At 60.4% G+C, this 19,934-nt stretch carries 15 protein-coding genes and 4 tRNA genes; 11 read left to right on the forward strand and 8 right to left on the reverse strand.

All coding sequences use genetic code 11. The features are described from left to right. Positions 1-152: 152 nt before the first annotated feature. The gene (locus tag E4O98_RS22515) at positions 153-1,187 is read right to left on the reverse strand and encodes an ATP-binding protein (protein WP_005786632.1); all 1,035 of its coding nucleotides are present in this window, start codon (positions 1,185-1,187) and stop codon (positions 153-155) included. After that, on the reverse strand, positions 1,187-1,951 hold the full coding sequence (locus tag E4O98_RS22520; protein WP_032877075.1) for a response regulator: 765 nt from the start codon (positions 1,949-1,951) through the stop codon (positions 1,187-1,189). Before E4O98_RS22520 ends, E4O98_RS22515 begins: the two co-directional genes overlap by 1 nt. A 257-nt stretch (positions 1,952-2,208) precedes the next feature. On the opposite strand from E4O98_RS22520, the gene pyrF reads away from it, so the two are divergent. After that, positions 2,209-2,907 carry an orotidine-5'-phosphate decarboxylase gene (pyrF, locus tag E4O98_RS22525; protein WP_005786636.1) on the forward strand — a complete coding sequence of 233 codons (699 nt, stop codon included), beginning with the start codon at positions 2,209-2,211 and terminating at the stop codon, positions 2,905-2,907. A gap of 161 nt (positions 2,908-3,068) precedes the next feature. On the opposite strand, the gene E4O98_RS22530 is transcribed toward pyrF, so the two are convergent. Then, a complete protein-coding gene (locus E4O98_RS22530) occupies positions 3,069-4,076 on the reverse strand; it encodes an NADP-dependent oxidoreductase (protein ID WP_148852269.1) in 1,008 nt (335 codons plus the stop codon). Positions 4,077-4,304: 228 nt separating this feature from the next. Between E4O98_RS22530 and E4O98_RS22535 the strand changes: the two genes are divergently transcribed. The 3 genes from E4O98_RS22535 to E4O98_RS22545 all read left to right on the forward strand — a co-directional run bounded on the left by E4O98_RS22535 (position 4,305) and on the right by E4O98_RS22545 (position 8,760). Continuing rightward, a complete protein-coding gene (locus E4O98_RS22535; protein ID WP_248136274.1) occupies positions 4,305-5,066 on the forward strand; it encodes an SDR family oxidoreductase in 762 nt (253 codons plus the stop codon). A 200-nt stretch (positions 5,067-5,266) separates the two neighbouring features. Beyond that, a complete protein-coding gene (locus E4O98_RS22540; RefSeq protein WP_032877072.1) occupies positions 5,267-6,679 on the forward strand; it encodes a PLP-dependent aminotransferase family protein in 1,413 nt (470 codons plus the stop codon). 113 nt (positions 6,680-6,792) lie between these two features. Then, positions 6,793-8,760: a methyl-accepting chemotaxis protein gene (locus tag E4O98_RS22545; protein WP_248136277.1), complete on the forward strand. Its 1,968-nt coding sequence runs from the start codon at positions 6,793-6,795 to the stop codon at positions 8,758-8,760. A gap of 35 nt (positions 8,761-8,795) precedes the next feature. On the opposite strand, the gene E4O98_RS22550 is transcribed toward E4O98_RS22545, so the two are convergent. Both E4O98_RS22550 and E4O98_RS22555 read right to left on the reverse strand, forming a co-directional pair. Further along, a complete protein-coding gene (locus E4O98_RS22550; RefSeq protein ID WP_032877070.1) occupies positions 8,796-9,608 on the reverse strand; it encodes an alpha/beta hydrolase in 813 nt (270 codons plus the stop codon). 135 nt (positions 9,609-9,743) lie between these two features. Beyond that, on the reverse strand, positions 9,744-10,502 hold the full coding sequence (locus E4O98_RS22555; RefSeq protein ID WP_005786648.1) for a hypothetical protein: 759 nt from the start codon (positions 10,500-10,502) through the stop codon (positions 9,744-9,746). Positions 10,503-10,871: 369 nt separating this feature from the next. On the opposite strand from E4O98_RS22555, the gene E4O98_RS22560 reads away from it, so the two are divergent. From E4O98_RS22560 to E4O98_RS22585, 6 genes are all read left to right on the forward strand, one after another. Further along, positions 10,872-10,947, forward strand: a tRNA-Glu gene (locus tag E4O98_RS22560). A gap of 3 nt (positions 10,948-10,950) precedes the next feature. Continuing rightward, positions 10,951-11,026: transfer RNA gene (locus tag E4O98_RS22565), tRNA-Gly, on the forward strand. A 105-nt stretch (positions 11,027-11,131) separates the two neighbouring features. Then, positions 11,132-11,207, forward strand: a tRNA-Glu gene (locus E4O98_RS22570). 3 nt (positions 11,208-11,210) lie between these two features. Then, a tRNA-Gly gene (locus E4O98_RS22575) sits at positions 11,211-11,286 on the forward strand. Between the two features lie 318 nt (positions 11,287-11,604). Beyond that, positions 11,605-12,708 (forward strand): polyamine ABC transporter substrate-binding protein, encoded by a 1,104-nt coding sequence (locus tag E4O98_RS22580; RefSeq protein WP_032877058.1) that lies wholly within the window; start codon positions 11,605-11,607, stop codon positions 12,706-12,708. A 48-nt stretch (positions 12,709-12,756) separates the two neighbouring features. After that, a complete protein-coding gene (locus tag E4O98_RS22585; RefSeq protein ID WP_005786654.1) occupies positions 12,757-13,044 on the forward strand; it encodes a hypothetical protein in 288 nt (95 codons plus the stop codon). 98 nt (positions 13,045-13,142) lie between these two features. On the opposite strand, the gene E4O98_RS22590 is transcribed toward E4O98_RS22585, so the two are convergent. The 3 genes from E4O98_RS22590 to E4O98_RS22600 all read right to left on the reverse strand — a co-directional run bounded on the left by E4O98_RS22590 (position 13,143) and on the right by E4O98_RS22600 (position 17,918). Further along, positions 13,143-14,147, reverse strand: coding sequence for an FAD-dependent oxidoreductase (locus E4O98_RS22590; protein WP_148852263.1), 1,005 nt, complete (start codon positions 14,145-14,147; stop codon positions 13,143-13,145). After that, entirely contained in the window at positions 14,134-16,314 is a 2,181-nt protein-coding gene (locus E4O98_RS22595; protein WP_148852262.1) for a hypothetical protein, read from the reverse strand. The genes E4O98_RS22590 and E4O98_RS22595 overlap by 14 nt, the downstream gene beginning before the upstream one ends. Before the next feature lie 113 nt (positions 16,315-16,427). Next, positions 16,428-17,918, reverse strand: a complete 1,491-nt coding sequence (locus tag E4O98_RS22600) for a PLP-dependent aminotransferase family protein (protein ID WP_248136279.1) — start codon at positions 17,916-17,918, stop codon at positions 16,428-16,430. Between the two features lie 78 nt (positions 17,919-17,996). Between E4O98_RS22600 and E4O98_RS22605 the strand changes: the two genes are divergently transcribed. Continuing rightward, a complete protein-coding gene (locus E4O98_RS22605) occupies positions 17,997-19,658 on the forward strand; it encodes a M24 family metallopeptidase (RefSeq protein WP_248136281.1) in 1,662 nt (553 codons plus the stop codon). Positions 19,659-19,934 lie beyond the last annotated feature (276 nt).

Raw genomic sequence — 19,934 nt, forward strand, 5'->3', positions numbered from 1 at the left:
TCCTGCCGGTTTACCCCCCAAATCCCTGTCGAATTCCGGCCAGCGTGGTTTGACGGGGCGCCTGAGATCAAAAGCAGATCAAGAGCGGCTCGCTTCGCATCGTGGTTACCGTGGGGGCGGCAAGCTGCACAGTTGTATAGAAGGGAGAAGCCTCAGCCCCTCGGCAACCACATCACCGCAGTCAACCCACCCCCCGGCGTGTCCTCCAGGCTCAAGTGCCCGCCAAGCCGCTCGACGGCCTCTCTGGCAATGGTCATCCCCAAACCGACCCCTCCGGAATTGCGGTTGCGCGATCCCTCCAGCCGAAAGAACGGTTCGAACACCGCCTCGCGTTTATCGGCGGCGATTCCCGGGCCGTTATCGATCACTCTGATCACCAGTGCGCCACGGCTGTCGGCCAGTTCTACCCGGGCCATGCCGGCATAGCGCAGCGCGTTGTCGATCAGGTTGTTGAGGCATGAGCGCAGGGCCATGGGCTGCACTTGCAAGGGCGCGCAGGTGCCTGAAAATTGCACGTCGCAGCCCTGGTCCTGGGCGTTCTCGCTGAGGGACTCCACCAGTGCCTGAACGTCAAGCCAATGCCGCGTTTCGCTGGTGCGTTGTTCGTGCAGGTAGCTCAGGGTGGCGTCGAGCATATCGATCATGTCGTTCAGGTCCTGACGCATCTGGCCTTGCAGTTTGGTGTCTTCGATCTGTTCCAGGCGCAGTTTGAGGCGTGATAACGGGGTGCGCAGGTCGTGAGAGACCGCACCGAGCATACGTGCCCGCTGGCTGACTTGTTCGCGGATGCGCTTTTGCATCAGGTTGAAGGTCGAGGCCGCTTGCCTTGCCTCGCGCGGGCCGGATTCCACCAGCGGCGGGCTGTCGAGGTCGACGCTCAAGCGCTCGGCTGCGGCACTCAGGCGCTGGATCGGCCGGCTAAGCAGCTTGGCGCCGTACCAGGCTGCAATGATCAACGAGATGAATTGAAACGTCAGCGGTACCAGCGGGCCACCAAACCAAGGGCGAGGTTCCTTGCGCAGCGGTTTGAGGGTGCCGTCCGGTTGTTCGACGAACGCCTGGGGAGGCGGAGGCGGTGGCCGGCCGTAGTGGTGAAACCAGAAGAGCGCCAGCACGTGGGCCAGCACAATGGCCACCAGCAATAGGCCGAACAGTCGCCCGAACAGCGTATTGAAGGTGGCGCGCATCAACCGATATCCCGGGCGTCGAACAGGTAGCCTTCGCCGCGTACGGTCTTGATCAACTGCGGGGCCTTGGGGTCATCCCCCAGTTTCTGGCGCAGGCGTGATACCAGCAAGTCGATGCTGCGATCAAAGGCTTCGATGGAGCGACCACGGGCCGCATCCAGCAGTTGCTCGCGGCTCAATACGCGGCGCGGGCGTTCGATGAACACCCACAGCAAGCGAAACTCTGCGTTGGACAGCGGCACCACCAGGCCGTCATCGGCCACCAACTGGCGCAGTACGCTGTTGAGGCGCCAGGTGTCGAAGCGGATGTTGGCCCGTTGCTCGGTGCGGTCATCGCGCACCCGGCGCAGGATGGTCTGGATACGGGCCACCAGCTCCCGGGGCTCGAATGGTTTGGACATATAGTCATCAGCGCCCAGTTCCAGGCCGATGATGCGGTCGGTGGGTTCGCAGCGGGCCGTGAGCATCAGGATCGGAATGTCCGACTCGGCACGCAGCCAGCGGCACAGCGACAACCCGTCCTCGCCCGGCAGCATCAGGTCCAGTACTACCACATCGAAGGTTTCGGCTTGCATGGCTTGGCGCATGGCGGTGCCGTCGGTGACGCCCGAGGCCAGGATATTGAAGCGCGCCAGGTAGTCGATCAGCAGTTCGCGGATCGGCACGTCGTCGTCGACGATCAGCGCTCGGGTGGTCCAGCGCTTGTCTTCGGCGATCGTCGTGCCTTTAGGCTCTTCGTTTACGGGGACGGAAGGGGTCTGCATAGTGCGATCATCTGCCTGAGTAGTGCTGTCAGCATAGGCGCCCAGCGCCGTGGCTGGAAATGCTGGGCGTGCGATAGTGTGCGAGGCTAGCCGGGCGGCGTGTTGAGGGCGTGTCGTGAATGTATCGACTTTGAAACAAGTGCTCGAAATCGCGTGTATCGGGCACTTGATCAGTATTTACCGATCATCGGATCCCGCAACGGCGCTGCTTGCGCTACAATCCGCGCCGATTTCGACTTGCCTGAGAGCCCATTCCAATGTCCGTCTGCCAGACTCCTATCATCGTCGCCCTGGATTACCCCACTCGTGACGCCGCACTGAAGCTGGCTGACCAGTTGGACCCCACGCTATGCCGGGTCAAGGTCGGCAAGGAACTGTTCACCAGTTGCGCGGCGGAAATCGTCGGCACCCTGCGGGACAAAGGCTTCGAAGTGTTCCTGGACCTGAAATTCCATGACATCCCCAACACCACGGCAATGGCCGTGAAGGCTGCGGCCGAAATGGGCGTGTGGATGGTCAATGTGCACTGCTCCGGCGGCTTGCGCATGATGAGCGCGTGCCGCGAAGTGCTGGAACAGCGCAGCGGCCCCAAACCGCTGCTGATCGGCGTGACCGTGCTGACCAGCATGGAACGCGAAGACCTGGCCGGTATTGGCCTGGATATCGAGCCTCAGACGCAGGTATTGCGCCTGGCGGCTCTGGCGCAGAAAGCCGGCCTCGATGGCTTGGTATGCTCGGCCCTGGAAGCCCAGGCCCTGAAGAACGCCCACCCGTCGTTGCAACTGGTGACGCCGGGTATTCGCCCGGCGGGCAGCGCGCAGGATGACCAGCGCCGTATCCTGACCCCGCGCCAGGCCCTGGATGCCGGTTCGGACTATCTGGTGATCGGCCGTCCGATCAGCCAGGCGGCGGATCCGGCCAAAGCACTGGCCGCGGTGGTTGCCGAAATCGCCTGATACTCAGGGGAACACGGTAAAAAATGTGTGAGGGGGCTTGCCCCCGTTAGCCATGGGTATCTATACAACTTCTGTACGCCGCCGGACCCTGTGGGAGCGAGCAAGCTCACTCCTACAAAAGCCTAGGGCAAGCCCCCTCCCACATTTAGATCTGCCGTGTGTCAGCTGACTTTTAGTATCAACTTCCCGAAGTTCTCGCCGCTGAACAGCTTCATCAGCGTTTCCGGGAATGTCTCCAGCCCCTCGACAATATCCTCCTTGCTCTTGAGCTTGCCCTGGGCCATCCAGCCGGCCATTTCCTGCCCGGCCGCCGCGAAGTTCGCCGCGTGGTCCATCACCACAAACCCTTCCATGCGCGCACGGTTGACCAGCAACGACAAGTAGTTGGCCGGACCTTTGACGGCTTCCTTGTTGTTGTATTGGCTGATCGCGCCGCAAATCACCACGCGGGCTTTGAGTGCCAGGCGGCTGAGCACGGCGTCGAGAATATCGCCGCCGACGTTATCGAAATACACGTCCACGCCTTTGGGGCACTCGCGTTTGAGGGCGGCAGGTACGTCTTCGCTTTTGTAGTCGATGGCGGCGTCAAAGCCCAGCTCATCGAGCAGGAACTTGCACTTGTCGGCACCGCCGGCAATCCCCACCACGCGGCAGCCTTTGATCTTGGCGATCTGCCCGGCGATGCTGCCCACGGCACCCGCGGCGCCGGAAATGACCACGGTGTCACCGGCTTTCGGCGCACCGGTCTCCAGCAGGGCGAAGTAAGCCGTCATGCCGGTCATGCCCAGGGCAGACAGGTAACGGGGCAGGGGCGCAAGCTTGGGGTCGACCTTGTAGAAACCACGGGGCTCGCCGAGGAAGTAATCCTGCACGCCCAGGGCGCCATTCACGTAGTCCCCCACCGCGAAGTTCGGATGGTTCGAGGCAATCACCTTGCCGACGCCCAGCGCCCGCATCACTTCGCCGATGCCGACCGGCGGGATGTAGGACTTGCCCTCATTCATCCAGCCACGCATGGCCGGGTCGAGGGACAGGTATTCATTGCGTACCAGGACCTGGCCGTCGGCAGCCGTGCCCACCGGCACTTCCTGGTAGGTGAAGGTCTCTCGCGTGGCCGCACCGACCGGGCGTTTGGCGAGCAGGAATTGGCGGTTGGTCTGGGCGGTCATGGCAAGGACTCTTTGGAAATGAATCATGAGTGATAGCCCTTCAGTGACGCCAGGGCAAGGTTGTCTGCGGGAGGCGAATGCCCGTCGATAGGCATCGCTGATAACCATCCCGGTAGACTTATCACTGCGATTCATGCAGCGCTAACCCGCCGTCTGATAGTGCTGACGCGCTGATCCCTGTGTTGGCTAGACTCGCGCCACCGTTACCACTCCCATAGGACAGTTCCCATGAGCATGACATTTTCTGGCCAGGTCGCCCTGGTAACCGGCGCCGCCGCGGGTATTGGTCGCGCCACTGCGCTGGCGTTCGCGGCCGAAGGCTTGAAGGTGGTCGTTGCCGACCTCGACGTGGCGGGGGGCGAGGGGACTGTTGCGCTGATCCGACAGGCCGGCGGCGAAGGGGTGTTTGTGCGTTGCAATGTCACGCTCGAAACGGACGTGCAGCAACTGATGACGCAGACGATCGCCACCTATGGACGACTGGACTATGCCTTCAACAACGCCGGGATTGAGATCGAGAAAGGCAAGCTGGCCGACGGCAGCCTGGATGAGTTCGATGCCATCATGGGGGTTAACGTCAAAGGCGTCTGGTTGTGCATGAAGTATCAGTTGCCGCTGTTGTTGGCCCAGGGCGGCGGAGCAATCGTCAACACGGCATCGGTGGCCGGGCTGGGGGCGGCGCCGAAGATGAGCATCTACGCGGCGTCCAAACACGCAGTGATCGGCCTGACCAAGTCGGCAGCCATTGAGTATGCGAAAAAGAAGATCCGCGTGAACGCGGTCTGCCCTGCCGTGATCGATACCGACATGTTTCGCCGCGCCTACGAGGCCGACCCGCGCAAAGCCGAATTCGCGGCGGCCATGCATCCGGTCGGGCGCATCGGCAAGGTTGAGGAAGTCGCCAGCGCCGTATTGTACCTGTGCAGTGATGGTGCCGCCTTTACCACCGGCCAGTCACTGGCGGTGGATGGCGGCGCGACGGCGATCTAGGACGGCAAGTCGCACGGCATTCGAAAATAGGGCGAGGTGCTGTGGGGCGTTTCCATAGGGGGCAGTGGGCCGTGTTCGAATATGTATCAGTAGGTAAATAATCCAATAAAATCAATACTTTAATAAAACTTGGCAGCAAGTTTTGGCGGGCTTCTGTGCTTAACTGTTTTGGGTTAACAAACAGTTGAAGTGAGTGGCTCATGGATTTAGGGATCGATCGACAAGCCCTGGTACCGGTTGTTCAGCAAATCGTCAGCGCGGTGGCCCATTGGATTCGCAAGGAAGGAGTGAGCCCTGGAACGCGCTTGCCGTCCATTCGGCAACTGGCCCTCGACAACCTGCTGAGCCAGTCCAGCGTGATCGAGGCGTTCGAGCGGTTGGTGGCCCAGGGCCTGTTGGCTCCGAAGCACGGCTCGGGTTTTGTGGTGGCGCAACCCGCCACTGACCAGGAACGCCACTGGTACGAAGGCGCGGAGCAACTGTGGGGCGCTTTTACCGATAGCCCGCTGGGCGAGCTGAAGCTGGGATGCGGCTGGCTGCCGGACGCCTGGCGCGAAAGCGATGACATCAGCTATGCGATCCGCGAACTCAGTCGTACCGATACCGGGGCCTTGTTCAATTACAGTACGCCCTTGGGGCTGCCGGTGCTGCGCGAACAACTGCTCAAGCGTCTGACCCAGATTCACATAGCCACCCGCCTGGACTGTATTCTCACCACCCATGGCGTCAGCCATGCCCAGGACTTGCTGATACGTACCTTGCTCAAGGCTGGTGATGAGGTTGTGGTGGAAACACCCGGGTATGGCAACCTCTATCGCCAGTTGGCGTTGCAGGGTGTCACGCTGCTGGAGGTTCCGCGCGCCCGTGGCGGCCCGGATATCCCAGCCTTGGAGATATTGCTGCAAACCCATCGGCCCAAGTGCCTGTTCATCAATAGCCTTTATCACAATCCCACCGGCACCAGCCTGTGCCGCTCGGTGGCGCAGCGGTTGTTGGAACTGGCGCGAGAGCGGGATTTCCTGATCATCGAAGAGGATGTCTACGGCGACCTGCAACATGCCAGTTGCACGCGCTTGTCGGCGCTGGACCATAATGACCGGGTGATCTATGTGTCGAGTTTTTCCAAGACCCTGAGCAGCGCCCTGCGCGTGGGTTACCTCTGCGCCAGTGCCACGCTCATTGCGCAATTGGCTCACCTCAAGACCCTGACGGGGCTCGGCACCTCGCGCTTTGCTGAAGCCATGGTGGCAACCTTGTTGAGCAACGGCACTTACCGTAAGTGGGTGCAGCGCCTGCGCAAGCACCTGAATGCGCAGATGGCTGCGACTTTACAGGTGCTGGAGGATGAAGAGTGGCAGGTCTTTGCCGTTCCCGCAGGGGGCATGTTCCTGTGGGCGCGACCGGGCATCCCGGACCCATCGCGGCTGCAGGCCTGTGCACGGCGGCTCGGCGTGCTGCTGTCGCCCGGCGCGCTGTTCAGCCCCACCGGGGAGCGTAGCGACTGGCTACGCATCAATGTGGCCTATGCAGGGGATCAGCGCGCACTGGCGTTGTTCCGTGCCATGGGGCCGACCAGATCGACCTCGACCATTCTGAAAACGACGGGCATGTAGCTTTTTGCCATTATTGCGACGCCAGCGGCTTGTGTTCGGGGCCTCGGGGTTGCCACTCTCACTGCTTGTAAACCTGGTTTATGGCATCTGCCATTGCAAGAGGATCAAGTGCAATGATTTGGGGCGTGCAACGACGATTCGCCAACCTTGGCATGGCAAAAAAACTGGGCTTGGGTTTTACCTTGGTACTCCTTCTGACGGCCCTGGTAGCGGCGATCGGTGTGGGGTCCCTGCACACCGTCGGTCAGCGCTTTGATGGCCTCAAGCAGATGTCTTCGCTCAATAGCGAGCTGCTCAAGGTGCGCGTGATCGAGCAGAACTACGCGCTGCACGCCGACCCCAAGGCTGTTGACGCCCTGCATGGCAGTGTTGACGCGTTGCTGGCCCAGGCCATCAGCCTCAAGGCCCGGTCCGCCGTCAACGAGCGAGTGATGAGTGATGTCGAGCAAGCTTTGATTGCCTATCGCAAGGCGTTTGACGAGTTCGTCGACTTGACCCAGGCCAAGGATCTGGCGCTGGAAATGGCCAGTTGGTCGGTGTCCAGCGTGGCGAATAACCTGGACGTGTTGCAAGCGGGCCTTGCTGACGATGGTGCCTATGGCCTCAAGGAGAGCCAGGGCAAGGAGGGCGCCGAGTTTATCACGCAGGCGGGGCAGGTCAGCCAGGTGTCGCGCTTGATGCTGCAAGCCATGAACGAAGCGCGAGTGCGCCTGGATCAGAGCCGCAAGGCTGAAACAGACGACGGCGCACAGGGCAAGATCGAGCAGGCCGACCAGGCCCTGGCCGAGGTCGAAAAGCTGAAAACCAGCGTCAAGGACGCGGGCTACCAGACCGTACTCAACGAAGTCAGCGGGCATATCGCGTCATTCAGTGAAAAGCTCGGCGAGTACACCGGGCTGCTGGCCCAGGAAAAGCTGGTCTATACGCAACTGCATGATCGCGCCGAGCAAGTGGTCAGCCAGGTCAATCAGGCATACGCCGCTGAAGATCAGTCCATGCAGGTGCAGTTGCAGCACAGCACGCTGCTGATCATCGCTTCCTCCGCCTTGGCGTTGCTGGTGGGCTTGATTGCTGCTTGGCTGATTACCCGTTTGATCGTTGCGCCGTTGCGCAGCGTGATCGCCGTGGCCCAGCAGATTGCCTCGGGTGACCTGAGCGGGCGCATGGAGGTCAGCCGCCGCGATGAAATTGGCCAATTGATGCAAGCCATGCAGCAGATGAGCAGCGGTTTGAGCCAGATGGTCAGCGGGTTGCAGGCCGGCATTGAACAACTGGCCAGTTCCGCGCATTCGCTGTCCAGCGTTACCGAACAGACCAACCACGAGGTCAACAGTCAGAAAGAAGAAACCGAACAGGTTGCCACGGCGATGAACCAGATGACCGCCACGGTGCACGATGTGGCGCGCAATGCCGAGCAAGCGGCGCAAGCTGCACAGACGGCGGATGCCAAGGTCGACAGCGGCCAGCAGGTGGTGCGCATGAGCTTGCAGCGTATCGAATTGCTGGCCACGTCAAGCAACAGTGCCAGCGCGAGTATCGAAAGCCTCAGCGCAGAGATCCAGAACATTGGCGCCGTGCTGAGCGTGATCAATAGCGTGGCCGAGCAGACTAATCTGCTGGCCTTGAACGCCGCCATCGAAGCGGCGCGTGCCGGTGAGCAGGGGCGTGGCTTTGCCGTGGTGGCCGACGAGGTACGGGCCCTGGCCAAGCGCACCCAGCAATCGACCGAGGAGATCGAACGGCTGGTCAGCACCTTGCGCAGTGCGGCGCAGTCGTCGGTGCAGCAGATCCAGCAAAGTGGCGAACTGGTGAAACTGGCGGTCGGTGATGCGCTGGAAACCGAAAGTGCCTTGGGCAGCATTGCGGCCGCCGTGTCACTGATCCAGCAAATGAACCAACAGATCGCCGCCGCCGCCGAGGAGCAAAGCTCGGTGGCCGAAGAGATCAACCGCAGCGTCACCAGTATTCGGGCAAGTGCCGATCATTCGGCGCTGAGTATGCAAGGCAATGCAGCATCAAGCGTCCAGCTGGCGCAGTTGGGCGTGGAACTCCAGGGGATGGTGGGGCATTTCCGCCTGTGATCGCCGCTGGGGTGCGGCGAGCAAGGCGAAGGGGGTCAGGCGTTGTTGGCGAGGAAGGTCAGCAGTGCTTCGTTGACGAAGTCCGGGTTTTCGCGGCTTGAGATATGCCCGGCCTCGGGGATCAGGATCAGGTCGCAACCAATCAGTCCGGCCATTTCCTCGGATTCGGCAGGTGGGCGGGGGGTGTCTTGCTCGCCGCACAATATCAGGGTGGTGTCGGCGTCCAGACGCGGCAATTGCTCCAGGATATCTTCACGGCTGAAGATCAGGCGGCCCAGCGGTACGATGCTATCGAGCAGGCGTTCGCGGGGGAATCCCTGCAGGGATTTGCGAAAGTCCTGATACAGCGCCGATTCACGGTCGATGTTCGGGCGAAAGAAGATCGGTGCGATCACATCCAGTAGCGGCTCGGGGATGGCGCCGGCGTCTTCGATCATCTTGAACAGCGAGAAATAATACTGGCGAGTCGCTTCAGGTTCGGCGCCGAGGTAGGTGTCCATCAGCACCACGCTGTTGATGCGCTCGGGCGCCAGTAGTGCCAGGCGCGCGCCCCACATGCCACCGACCGACAGGCCCACCAGGTTGATCTGCTCGACGTCCAGGTGATCCAGCAGCGCCAGGGCCTGGCGAGCCAGATCATCCAGGGACCGGGTTTGCGTGGGCATCGGGCCCGACTCGCCATGGCCCCACAGCTCGGGGACTATTACACGGTATTGCTGGGACAGCGCTTCAATCTGCGGCGTCCACATGTCGCGAGCCCACAGGTAACTTGAACCAAGCAATACGACCGGGCCGCTGCCCTGGTCGAGGTAATGCAGCGGTTGTCCATCAATCACGGCAACAGGCATAGCAGGCCTCTAACTTCACGGAGTGAGGGGCACTTTTTTACGCTAGTCGGGGGCGGGGGGATAGATGCAAAGTGATGGCATATGGTGTGAGGGTGCCATCCAACTGACACCCCTCCCACGTTATTGACTGGGCTGTCAGTCGTAGATAGCTTTCTTTTTCCACTCGGCGTCGGCATCGACGACCTTCAAACCTTCGGTCAGCTCGTTGACTTCGTCTTCTGCCGGTTGGCTGTTGGTCAGCACCGTGGAGTTGGCGCGGGCCAGTTGTGACTCCAGCAGTTGCAACTGTGCGCTGTAGAGCACCGGTTCCGGTTGTTTGCGCAAGTACTGCACGCCGCGTTCGAACGCCAGGCGCGCCTGGCCGGGCTGGCCTTGCAGCAGGGCATGTTGGCCGAGGTTGTTGAAGAACTCGATATGCAGCAGTACCAGGATATGACGGATTTCCTTGATCCAGTGCTTGGCTTCATTGGTTGGCAGGAAACCGTCCTGGGCTGCGCGGGTGACTTGGCCGTGCAGGGCTTCGAGCAAAAAGCGCACGTCCTTGGCCTTGGCTTCGGTCTGGATCGGCGCAGGTGGGTTGGCCACCGGAATCGATTCGCCCTGGGCGATCAACGCATTCAGCTCGCTGATACGTGCCTTGATTGGTGCGCTGGACTTATTGAGGTTCAACAGGCGCTGGTTGACGTTCAGTTCCAGGCGAGCCAGCAACAGTTTGAGCGCCGGGGTCATCAGTTGGCCGGGGAAAGTCTCGGTGATTTCACCGCAGCGACGCAGGCGATCATTAAGCTCGATCTCGGTACGCTTCTTTTCCAGCTTGTTGTTTTCCACCACGTGGTTCATGTAGCCAATGGCGATCAGTATTACGATCCCGGCTATTACCAGCAGGGTGATCATGAGTGGTGTCACCGGTGTGACCTCTTTATAGGGTTTGCTGTGGAGTGTAGTGACTGGGGCACCCGGCGGATAGGACCGATCGACCAGTTGCCCGGGTAGTTTCTTCTATATAAGTAAGCGCTTCCGAATGGGTGCACATTGCCATCATTTGCCCAGGCAGACTATAACGCCTTGTTGAACGCCAGAATATAGGCGCCAAGGCTCCAGCGGCGACAATGCCCGCACGGGCCGGCAAACCATGGCGAAGTCATTGATTTAAATAAATTTATCCTTGGGGGTTGACGACCTTTCAATCCATCCATAGAATGCGCGCCACTTACAGCGTAAAGCACACAGCGAAACGCGGTAGGGAGTGAATGTTGTACGTGTGTCCCCTTCGTCTAGTGGCCTAGGACACCGCCCTTTCACGGCGGTAACAGGGGGTCGAGTCCCCTAGGGGACGCCATTTGCGGGAATAGCTCAGTTGGTAGAGCACGACCTTGCCAAGGTCGGGGTCGCGAGTTCGAGTCTCGTTTCCCGCTCCAATTTACAAGCAGTGTGGCCCTCGGGCGGCATTGAGTGAAACCAGGACCAAGTCTTCGGACGAGGCCTCTGGGCACTGGAACACACACCATGTGTTTCAGTAGCGTGTCCCCTTCGTCTAGTGGCCTAGGACACCGCCCTTTCACGGCGGTAACAGGGGGTCGAGTCCCCTAGGGGACGCCATTTGCGGGAATAGCTCAGTTGGTAGAGCACGACCTTGCCAAGGTCGGGGTCGCGAGTTCGAGTCTCGTTTCCCGCTCCATATTTAAACGAAAACGCCGATCAGCAATGATCGGCGTTTTTGTTTGTGCTGAATTTGGCCCGATACGGTTTTGCCGCGTTCAAACGGCCGCATGGGCTTGCGGCCTTGGCATAAAAACGAGCTGCATGATCAGTTTGCCAACCGATCGGTGCCAAGCCAGGTTGTGAAGGTCAAGCGACATGTTCTACCCCTTTAGGGTTAGGGATTTGCAGGCCGGAGCTAAGTACTTGTAGGTATTTACTATTCGACAACGCCCGGTATATTCACCCCGAGCTTACGATAGCCATGAAGGCGCGTCGGGTAGACAAGGATAGTCATATGAGTCGATCACACTTGCGAGCTATTTTTTTAGCCTCGCTGCTTGGCGCCGCCATCAGCACGCCGGCCAGCGCCGCGCAATCTTCGGTGTATCTGTATAACTGGTTCGGGTTTCTCGAGCCGCAAACCCTGAAGGAGTTCCAGCAGGAAAGCGGCATCAAGCTGCATATGGATGCCTTCGACAGCGCCGAAACCATGCAGAGCAAAGTCATGGCCGGGCGCACCGGTTATGACCTGGTGGTGGCTACTTCCAATGTGCTGCCCGGCCTGATCAAGGCGGGGGTTTTGCAAGAGCTGGACCGCTCGCAACTGAGTAATCTGTCGCATATCGATCCCGATATCCTGTCTCTGCTGGCGGTCAATGACCCTGGTAATCGCTACGCCGTACCCTACGTCTGGGGCACCACCGGCATTGGCTACGATGTGGATAAGGTCAAGGCCGCCCTGGGTGATAACGCCCCGGTGGACAGCTGGGATCTGATCTTCAAAGAAGAAAATATCAGCAAGCTCAAGGCCTGTGGCGTGGCCATGCTCGACTCGCCCAGCGAAATCATTTCGATCGCCTTGCACTACCTGGGGCTGCCCAGCAACAGTACCAACCCTGAGGATTACCAGAAGGCCCAGGCCCTGCTGCTGAAAATCCGTCCCTACGTGCTCTATTTCGACTCCTCGCGAATCGACACCGATTTGGCTGACGGCAATATTTGCGCAGTTGTAGGCTGGGCCAATGGTGCGCTGGCTGCGCAGGCGATCAATGAAAAATCCAACAGCGGACGCAAGATTGCCTACAGCCTGCCTCGAGAAGGCGCATTGGTCTGGTCTGAAAACTGGGTACTGCTCAAAGACGCTCGGCACCCCAAGGCCGCGCTGGAGTTCATTAATTACATGCTGCGCCCCCAGGTGATTGCCAAGACTTCCAACTACATGCTCTATCCCAACGCCAATAAAGATGCCACGCAGTTCGTCGAGCAGAAGTTGCGCGATAACCCGTGGATTTATCCCGATAAAAAGACCATGGCCACGCTGGTTCCGCTTGAGCCGTTGCCGTTGAAGGCGGAGCGTATTCGTACCCGGGTCTGGACCAAGGTCAAGAGCGGTACGTGAGTGTAGGCCTATTGGGCGTTTGACCCAGGGGCCGGGGAGGGCAACAGCATGCGCCAAGGCGGTGATCAGTGCTATTTGGAGTCAGACGACTACAAAGCGTACAAAGAGATTGAAGAGCAGATCGGCCTCTGCACGCCGGAACAAGCCTGGGCCATGTATTACGTCTCGACGGGCATGGTGCGAGAAAACATCACCCTGGCGGTGATGGAGCACATCGGCAGGGGGAATCGCGCATTGTTGCTTGAATTCCCCGACCTGGTACGGGTCAGGGGGCGAGACTATGAGCCCGGAGCACTCGCGTCCAACTGGCCTTTGTTGCGCAGGCATCGTGGATAACGCCCTGCGCAGCGCCTATGCAAAGCAAAGCTTGATCGCAGGATATCCATGTAAGGCATATTGCACTGGCTACGGCGCTGGGGCTCGTTGAGGTCGTCTCATAGCCAGCCAGGTGGATAAGGGTGGGCTCGATAGAAGCGACGTAGGGCGAGCACGTCTCGCTCGACGGTTTTTTTTACCCAAGCCTGATAAGCCGCTTGCACTGTCATTTCGCCAGCCGGCCAGGACCGACAATCGATAATCGCCGAGGCCGCCTGCATGCCGGATATCAATGCCTTGATCACGCCGTGAGAGGCGCACGGGTCCAGCGTCGCAGCGGCGTCACCGACTAGAAAATAACCGCTCCCGGCTGTCGTGCGGCACAGTCGCCACGAGACATCTGCTCCGCGAATCCGGCCGATCATCCTCAGTGGCTCCAATCCCTTGGGTATCAGGCGGTGCGGCACGTCTTGTGCAAACGCCAGTTGGGTCCAGTGCAGGCAGGTTGGGCTGATACGGGCAATCCAGTGCCAGCCGTCTGAGTGGGCAAACAGCCCGAGTTTTTCATCCGGCAGGTTGCTGTCTTCGCAGTAGCCGTAACGTGCGACCAACCGCGGTGAAAAACGGCGCAAGGGTATTTTCAATTGGCGTTGCAGCCAGGCGTGATGCCCAGTGGCATCTACTACAAATTGCCCGGTCCATTGTGCTGCTTGCGCCTGGACGCCTTGAACACGACCTTGCTCCAGCAATACCCGGCTCGGATGTCTGAGATGAACGATCTGCACGCCCAGATTGCGTGCCTGTTCAAGTAATTGCTGGTCGAGTAACGCTCGCGGAATCTGGAAGCCCCTCCATTGCTCGTCGCCACTTGCGCTGAATGCCTGGAAACGAGGCGGGCCATCCCAGTGAACCCAATGGCCCGTGTGGCGGTGGTAATTCTGGAGGGTGATCCCCAGTTGGCGCAGCAGCGGCTCAACGCCAGGGTGCAGTGTTTCTCCTGGCCGGTGTCTGGGAAAACTGGTCTTCTCCAGCAGGACTACCCGTAGCCCTCGCTGTGCGCAGTGGATTGCTGCAGCGCAGCCAGCCGGGCCGCCGCCGACAACAACGACGTCAAAGTGACTCATCGAGGTGTCGCCAGGGCTCCCCGTCCCGGCGGATAAGCAGCGCGTCCTGGCTCATATACAGTTCGATCTCTTGCTCTATTTCCACATGACGAAGTTTGAAGTCGTGCGCTGGGGTGCTGATCGCGCCGTGTTTGTAAAGCCTGTAGTACGCCACCTCGCCTTCCAGTCGCAAACCGGCCTCTTGCTGTGCGACGTCGAAAGCTTCGTCCGGTAATTGCACCTGAAAAAACGACAGCAGCGGCCAGCGTTTTCGTTGCTCGCTGTCTGAGCCCGCACCGACTGCTTGATAGGCGCGGCGCATGCCCAGGACACGCTGATGGTACTGCCTGGTGCTGGTCTGCCCGGTCGCGGCCAGTGAGATCCGGCCATCCAGCGCGGCCTGGGTGTAGTCGCCGTATTCATAAGCCTGGTATTGAACCAGCGTGCGCCCCTCCAGTTCGATCAGTGAGGGGCCGCTACGCCCATCCCAGGCAGGCTGGTCTAGCAGGCCGATTTCGTTGTCAGTCAGCGGGATGACCGTAGCAGAGACATTGCGTGGTTCGAACGTACGGGTTGAATCAGGCGCCACCCCTGGCCAGTACGAACCCAGCGCAGCACAGATGCGTGCATCTTCCGTGAACGGGCTGGCTAACTGATAGCCACACAGCATATTGGTGAATGGGGCATCTACCAAACCACGGCCGACTTCCCAGCCAGGCCCGAAGACGCCGCTGGCGAAATCCGGCAGCCAGGATTGTCGCTGGGCATAGGCCGCCGGATGTCCGGGGCTTGGAGTCGTGGACGTTTGGGGGTGCGAGACGATCGCAGTGGCGCCGCGGTCTTCAGCGGAAAAATAACCGCCCCTGAGCGATTGATTGATGAAAAACCGCACATCGGACAGTGGGTTGACTCGCGTGTGCCATACCTGCGGACAGGGTGGGGTAGGACAAGGAAAAACCTGCGGGTCGCTGGACCATTGCTTGAGTTCCCGTTGTCCACACAACGGGTAAAAATCCGGTGCTCCGATAATCGAATAGGCGGCGATGCTCTGCAGTTCCAGTGCTGGACAGAGTGCGCGCACCCAGCCATCGGCCATTGCGTCCTGATAGTGTAAGGCTCGGTAGCCTCCGGCCTTGACGATGGCATCGACATCCTCACGTTGATTCAGGTCTTCAATCGAGCCGTCGTCACGCACATGATGGCGCCCATGCACCAGGCCGCCGGTGCCCGGGGGCATCATGAAGGACAACGGTCGACCTTGGTAGTGAGCCAGCTGCACCAGCCGCTCCTTGGCGTTGGGCACCAGCAAGCCTGGTGCAAAGCCATCGATATCCGCCCAATGACATAACCCCTCGGTAATGACGAACGGTGCGTTGAGAATGTCAGGCTCTTGCCAACCGGTATTGCGAAAGCGTCTGTGGATTTGACCGATCTTTTCATTGACCTGGTGATTGACCAACTGAACGCTCAGGTCCATACCCGCCACGCACTCGTCGCCATCGAATACCTTATGCAAGGGCACCCAGAACTCAAGATCATGGTCGATGGATTGAGCATTCATCGGGCCGAACCGCTCGGGCTGACCCACATGCCGTGCCGCTATGAACGCGCCGTAGCGCGCCGGGATAACGCGCATTTGATTGGGCTGGTCCTCGACAAAGGGCAAAAAGCCCCTGCGTTGCGGGTCATACAGCGCTGGCGCCGTACCGACCCGGGCGATTCCGGTGCGGGAAAAGCACAGGTCGGCCTGGCGCCCATGCACGGTCTCGGGGCGGGGGCGGTATTCATAGGCAAACACGGCAATCGCCAGCTCTGCATCACCGGCGGCCAGCCGCAAAACCTCCATGCTGGGAGGATTGGCACCGTAGACATAATTAAGGATGTGTTCGGTTTCAGCTGGGGTAGGGAAGGCTGTGAGTGCACTGCCGTTGATTCCGAGGTTCACATTCGGCGAGGCGAATGCATGAAACAGCAGGCTGGCGGCCGGGTGCCCAGGCTCGACGCCACGTACGCCATCGGCCGAAAAGTCCTCAAAGCCGGGCTGGGTACGATCGATGAGCAGGGGTTTGGCGAGTTCATCGCGCAGGGTTGTCGAGGTTATGTCCAAGCCATGGTGCAGCAACAGATCACGCCAGCCGGTGGGAGCCAGGCGTGTGCAGGCGCGTTCGACAGCGTTGATCAGCGACATCCCGAGTGCTCCGACAGGTTCAGAGGCCAAGGTACGTTAAAGGGGGCGGCGTGGTAACTGACCGAACGGCTAGGTAGGCGGGAAAGGAACCGTCGCACCGGGCCATCACGCGTTCAGCGCCTATCCATCGCTTTCATAGCCTGCGCCAGCCGTTGTGTTGCGTGATGGATCTCATCCCGGTCCAGGGAGGCAAAGCCTAGGCGCAGTGCGTTTTCTGCTTGGTCGCTGGGTGAAAACTGACGACCGCTGCGTACCACCAGCCCATGCTCCAAGGCGGTGTGCACCAAGCGATCCACGTCCAGGCTATCCTCGAAACGCACCCAGAGCGCCAAGCCACCTTCGGGCTCGCGTATCTGTATGCGCTCACCGAATGCCTGGTCCAGGCAGTCGCGCAGCACGGTGCGGCGCGCCCTGTATTCCTTCGAAACGCGGCGCAGGTGTTTTTTCAACTCACCGTGATTGATCAAGTCCGCCAGCATGGTCTGTGCGACCGCATCGGCATCGCCCAGCATCAGTGCGGCATTGCGCTGCAGGGCTTCAATCACTTGCGTGGGGGCCACGATGTAACTGCAACGAAACGTCGAGCCCAGCACCTTGGATAACGAGCCGATATAGATCACATGGCGCTGGCCGCGGTCACTGGCCAGCGGCAGGTAAGGGCGGCCGCTGAAGTGATATTCGTGGTCGTAGTCTTCTTCGATCACGCAAAAGTCATGTTGCGCGGCCAATGCCAGCAAGTGTTGTCGACGTGCGGCATGCAGGCTCACGGTGGTGGGAAATTGGTGGTGGGGCGTGAGGTAGATCAGGCGCACCGTGTGCTCGCGGCATAAGCGCTCGACCTGGTCGGTGCGGCAACCTTCATCGTCGATGTCGACCGTGACCAACTGCGCGCCGAGCTTGCGGAAAATTTCCCACGCCGGCGGGTAGCTCAAACGCTCCACCAGTACCACGTCGCCAGGCTTGATCAGCAGGCTGGCGCTCAGGTACAGGGACATCTGCGTGCCTTGGGTCAGGCAAATATTTTCGGCAGTCACTGTCAGCCCGCGGTTATTGCGCAGCATCTCGGCCAGGGCGCAGCGCAACTGATAGCCGGTGCCCTCACTGCCGTAGCGCACCGTGTTGGAGGCGAAGCTGTTACGCAGCGCATGGCGATAGTAGCGATGCAACACGGCCTGGGGCAGCAAGCGGTGGTCGCTGGTGCCATTGTCGAAGAACAGCGCACTGTGCCGATGCTGAAGCGCGACCACCTGGGCGTTATGGGTGAAATACGGTACCACCGGCTGGTCCAGCAGCAGTGGGGCGAAAGACGGTTGCGCCGCACAGGGCGGGGGCTTTGGCGCCAGTTGCGCATTGACGAATGTGCCGCGGCGCGGCTCGCTGATCAGCCAGCCTTTGGTCATCGCTTCTTCATAGGCCAGGATCACCGTCTTGCGGTTGACGTCGAGCATTTGTGCCATTTCCCGTGTGCCCGGCAGCAACGTCCCAGGCGGCAGGCGCCCTTCGACAATCGCGGTGACCAAGCCTTCGGCAATCTTGCGATAGGACGCCTGGCGGGTGTTGTCGTCAAGCTTGAGCAGGGGGCGCCATTTACGCAACTGGACCATCTGAAGTATCCAAATCTGGAGGTTTTAATGGTCCTAGTCTAGCGTAACAATCCAGGCCTCACTTACCCCGAGGTCTTTATGAACACACGCCATGTCATCGAACTGTCTCCCTCGGGAAAAACTTTTGAGACCGGCGACGAACTGTTGCTCGACGCCATGCTTGCCAGCGGCCTGGCCGTGCCGTTCTCGTGCCGCCGCGGCGCGTGCGGCTCGTGCAAGGTGGTGGTCGCCGCAGGTGAGTACCGGGCCAAGCGCCTGGCGCCGGATGCGCCGGCGCCGTGTTACCCCCTGGCCGCCAATGAAATGTTGCTTTGCCAGAGCCATGCCTGCACCGACATGCGCCTGGAGATTCCCGGCTGGTCCCTGGATACACCTGCGTTGGTCGTTGGCGCTCAGGTTATTGGCAAGCGCGCGCTCGGGCCTGATGTCATTGAGTTGATGCTCAAGCCCGATACACCGTTGAAGGTGCGAGCTGGCCAATACCTCAAGTTCCACCTGGCAGACGGCGACACGCGTTGCTTCTCGGTTGCCAACCTGCCAACAGAGGACGAGGGGCGTTTGGTCTTCCAGATTCGTCGGGTGCGCGGCGGGTACTTTTCCGAGGGCGTACTGGATGGCTTGGCCGTGGGCGCGCGGATGCAATTGGAAGGACCGTTTGGCGCCTGCACCTGGCAGGACGATGACGCAGCGCCCGTCGTGCTGTTTGCCACGGGTACCGGTTACGCGGGCATCAAGCCGATCCTGTTGACCGCGCTCAAACGCAATGTCGAGGTGACGTTGTATTGGGGCGGCGCGCAGTCAACCGACTTTTATGACGGCGCCTTTCTGGATGAATCGATGCTTGAGCACCCCCGTTTTCGCTGGCATTCGGTGCGATCATCCGAGGGGCGGGTGCAGGAGGTTGCATTGAGCCACGGGCATCATTGGGAGGCGACCCAGGTCTATGCGTGTGGTAACGGCCCCATGCTTAGCCAGGTGCGTGCCCATTGCGTCGAGGCGGGGTTGCCGAGCCATCGGTTTGTCGCGGAGGCGTTTGTCGCCAGTGGTCGGTCAAGCGCGCAAGCGGTGTCGCTGTCGTTCGACCCGATCTGGGAAAAAGTCGGCCCGCGCTATTCCCTGGACGGGATGTTGGCGGCGCGAGAAAAATCCATACGCGCCCTGGCGGCCATCGCCAGCCGGTTGACGGTCGGCATGACCACCGGCGAAGCCCTGGAGATGGCCGCCCAGCAACTCACGGCCATGGGCGCCTCGCACACGTGGCACCCGACTTACATTCGCTTTGGCCCCGACACCATCCGGCCCTCCCGCGAAGGTGTTGATCGTCAGCGCAAACTGCGCGCCAGCGATATCGTCGTGGTCGACCTGGGGCCGGTATGGGACGGCTATGAAGGCGACTACGGCGACACGTTCATCTTCGGTGAGTTGCCGCTGCATCTGGCGTGCAGGACTGCGTTGCATGAGGTGTTCGATGAGACCCGCCAAGCGTGGCTGCGTGGGCTGACCGGGCGCGAGCTCTACGACTTCGCCGAACAGAGCGCCGTGTCGAAAGGCTGGAGGCTGGCACGCAATCTGGCGGGGCATCGCCTTGCGGATTTCCCCCATGCCTTGTTCGAAAGCAAGGAGTTGGCTGACCTGGAGATCCCACCGAGCGAAATGGCCTGGGTGCTGGAGATCCAGTTGTGCCATCCCACTGAGCCAGTGGGTGGGTTCTTTGAAGACATGTTGATGTTGCAAGCCTGAAGAGCCTGCCATTGCTGCCGAGAATTGTGTTTGTCGCGATGGCCCTGCCAACCGAGATCAACCCAGCACTGCCGATCCCCTGTGGGAGCTGTCGAGCTTCAGCGAGGCCGCGAAAGCGGTGGTTCAGGCGATCGAAATGTTGCCTGTGCCGCCGCCATCGCAGCCTCGCCGGGGCCCGACAGCTCCCACATTTGGGCGGTGTTGTTGTCGGGAGTTGTGCTTGGCGCGATGGCCCTGCCAACCGAGATCAACCCAGCACTGCCGATCCCCTGTGGG

It is taken from the genome of Pseudomonas sp. W2Jun17 (genome assembly GCF_023127795.1).
GTDB classification, from domain to species: Bacteria; Pseudomonadota; Gammaproteobacteria; order Pseudomonadales; family Pseudomonadaceae; genus Aquipseudomonas; species Aquipseudomonas synxantha_A.

Coding starts and splice junctions, on each gene's coding strand:
- E4O98_RS22545 (WP_248136277.1), top strand. CDS start 6,793: ATGATTTGGGGCGTGCAACGACGATTCGCCAACCTTGGCATGGCAAAA.
- E4O98_RS22550 (WP_032877070.1), bottom strand. CDS start 9,608: ATGCCTGTTGCCGTGATTGATGGACAACCGCTGCATTACCTCGACCAG.
- E4O98_RS22595 (WP_148852262.1), bottom strand. CDS start 16,314: ATGTCGCTGATCAACGCTGTCGAACGCGCCTGCACACGCCTGGCTCCC.
- E4O98_RS22590 (WP_148852263.1), bottom strand. CDS start 14,147: ATGAGTCACTTTGACGTCGTTGTTGTCGGCGGCGGCCCGGCTGGCTGC.
- E4O98_RS22515 (WP_005786632.1), bottom strand. CDS start 1,187: ATGCGCGCCACCTTCAATACGCTGTTCGGGCGACTGTTCGGCCTATTG.
- E4O98_RS22540 (WP_032877072.1), top strand. CDS start 5,267: ATGGATTTAGGGATCGATCGACAAGCCCTGGTACCGGTTGTTCAGCAA.
- E4O98_RS22535 (WP_248136274.1), top strand. CDS start 4,305: ATGAGCATGACATTTTCTGGCCAGGTCGCCCTGGTAACCGGCGCCGCC.
- pyrF (WP_005786636.1), top strand. CDS start 2,209: ATGTCCGTCTGCCAGACTCCTATCATCGTCGCCCTGGATTACCCCACT.
- E4O98_RS22555 (WP_005786648.1), bottom strand. CDS start 10,502: ATGATCACCCTGCTGGTAATAGCCGGGATCGTAATACTGATCGCCATT.
- E4O98_RS22530 (WP_148852269.1), bottom strand. CDS start 4,076: ATGACCGCCCAGACCAACCGCCAATTCCTGCTCGCCAAACGCCCGGTC.
- E4O98_RS22580 (WP_032877058.1), top strand. CDS start 11,605: ATGAGTCGATCACACTTGCGAGCTATTTTTTTAGCCTCGCTGCTTGGC.
- E4O98_RS22605 (WP_248136281.1), top strand. CDS start 17,997: ATGAACACACGCCATGTCATCGAACTGTCTCCCTCGGGAAAAACTTTT.
- E4O98_RS22520 (WP_032877075.1), bottom strand. CDS start 1,951: ATGCAGACCCCTTCCGTCCCCGTAAACGAAGAGCCTAAAGGCACGACG.
- E4O98_RS22585 (WP_005786654.1), top strand. CDS start 12,757: ATGCGCCAAGGCGGTGATCAGTGCTATTTGGAGTCAGACGACTACAAA.
- E4O98_RS22600 (WP_248136279.1), bottom strand. CDS start 17,918: ATGGTCCAGTTGCGTAAATGGCGCCCCCTGCTCAAGCTTGACGACAAC.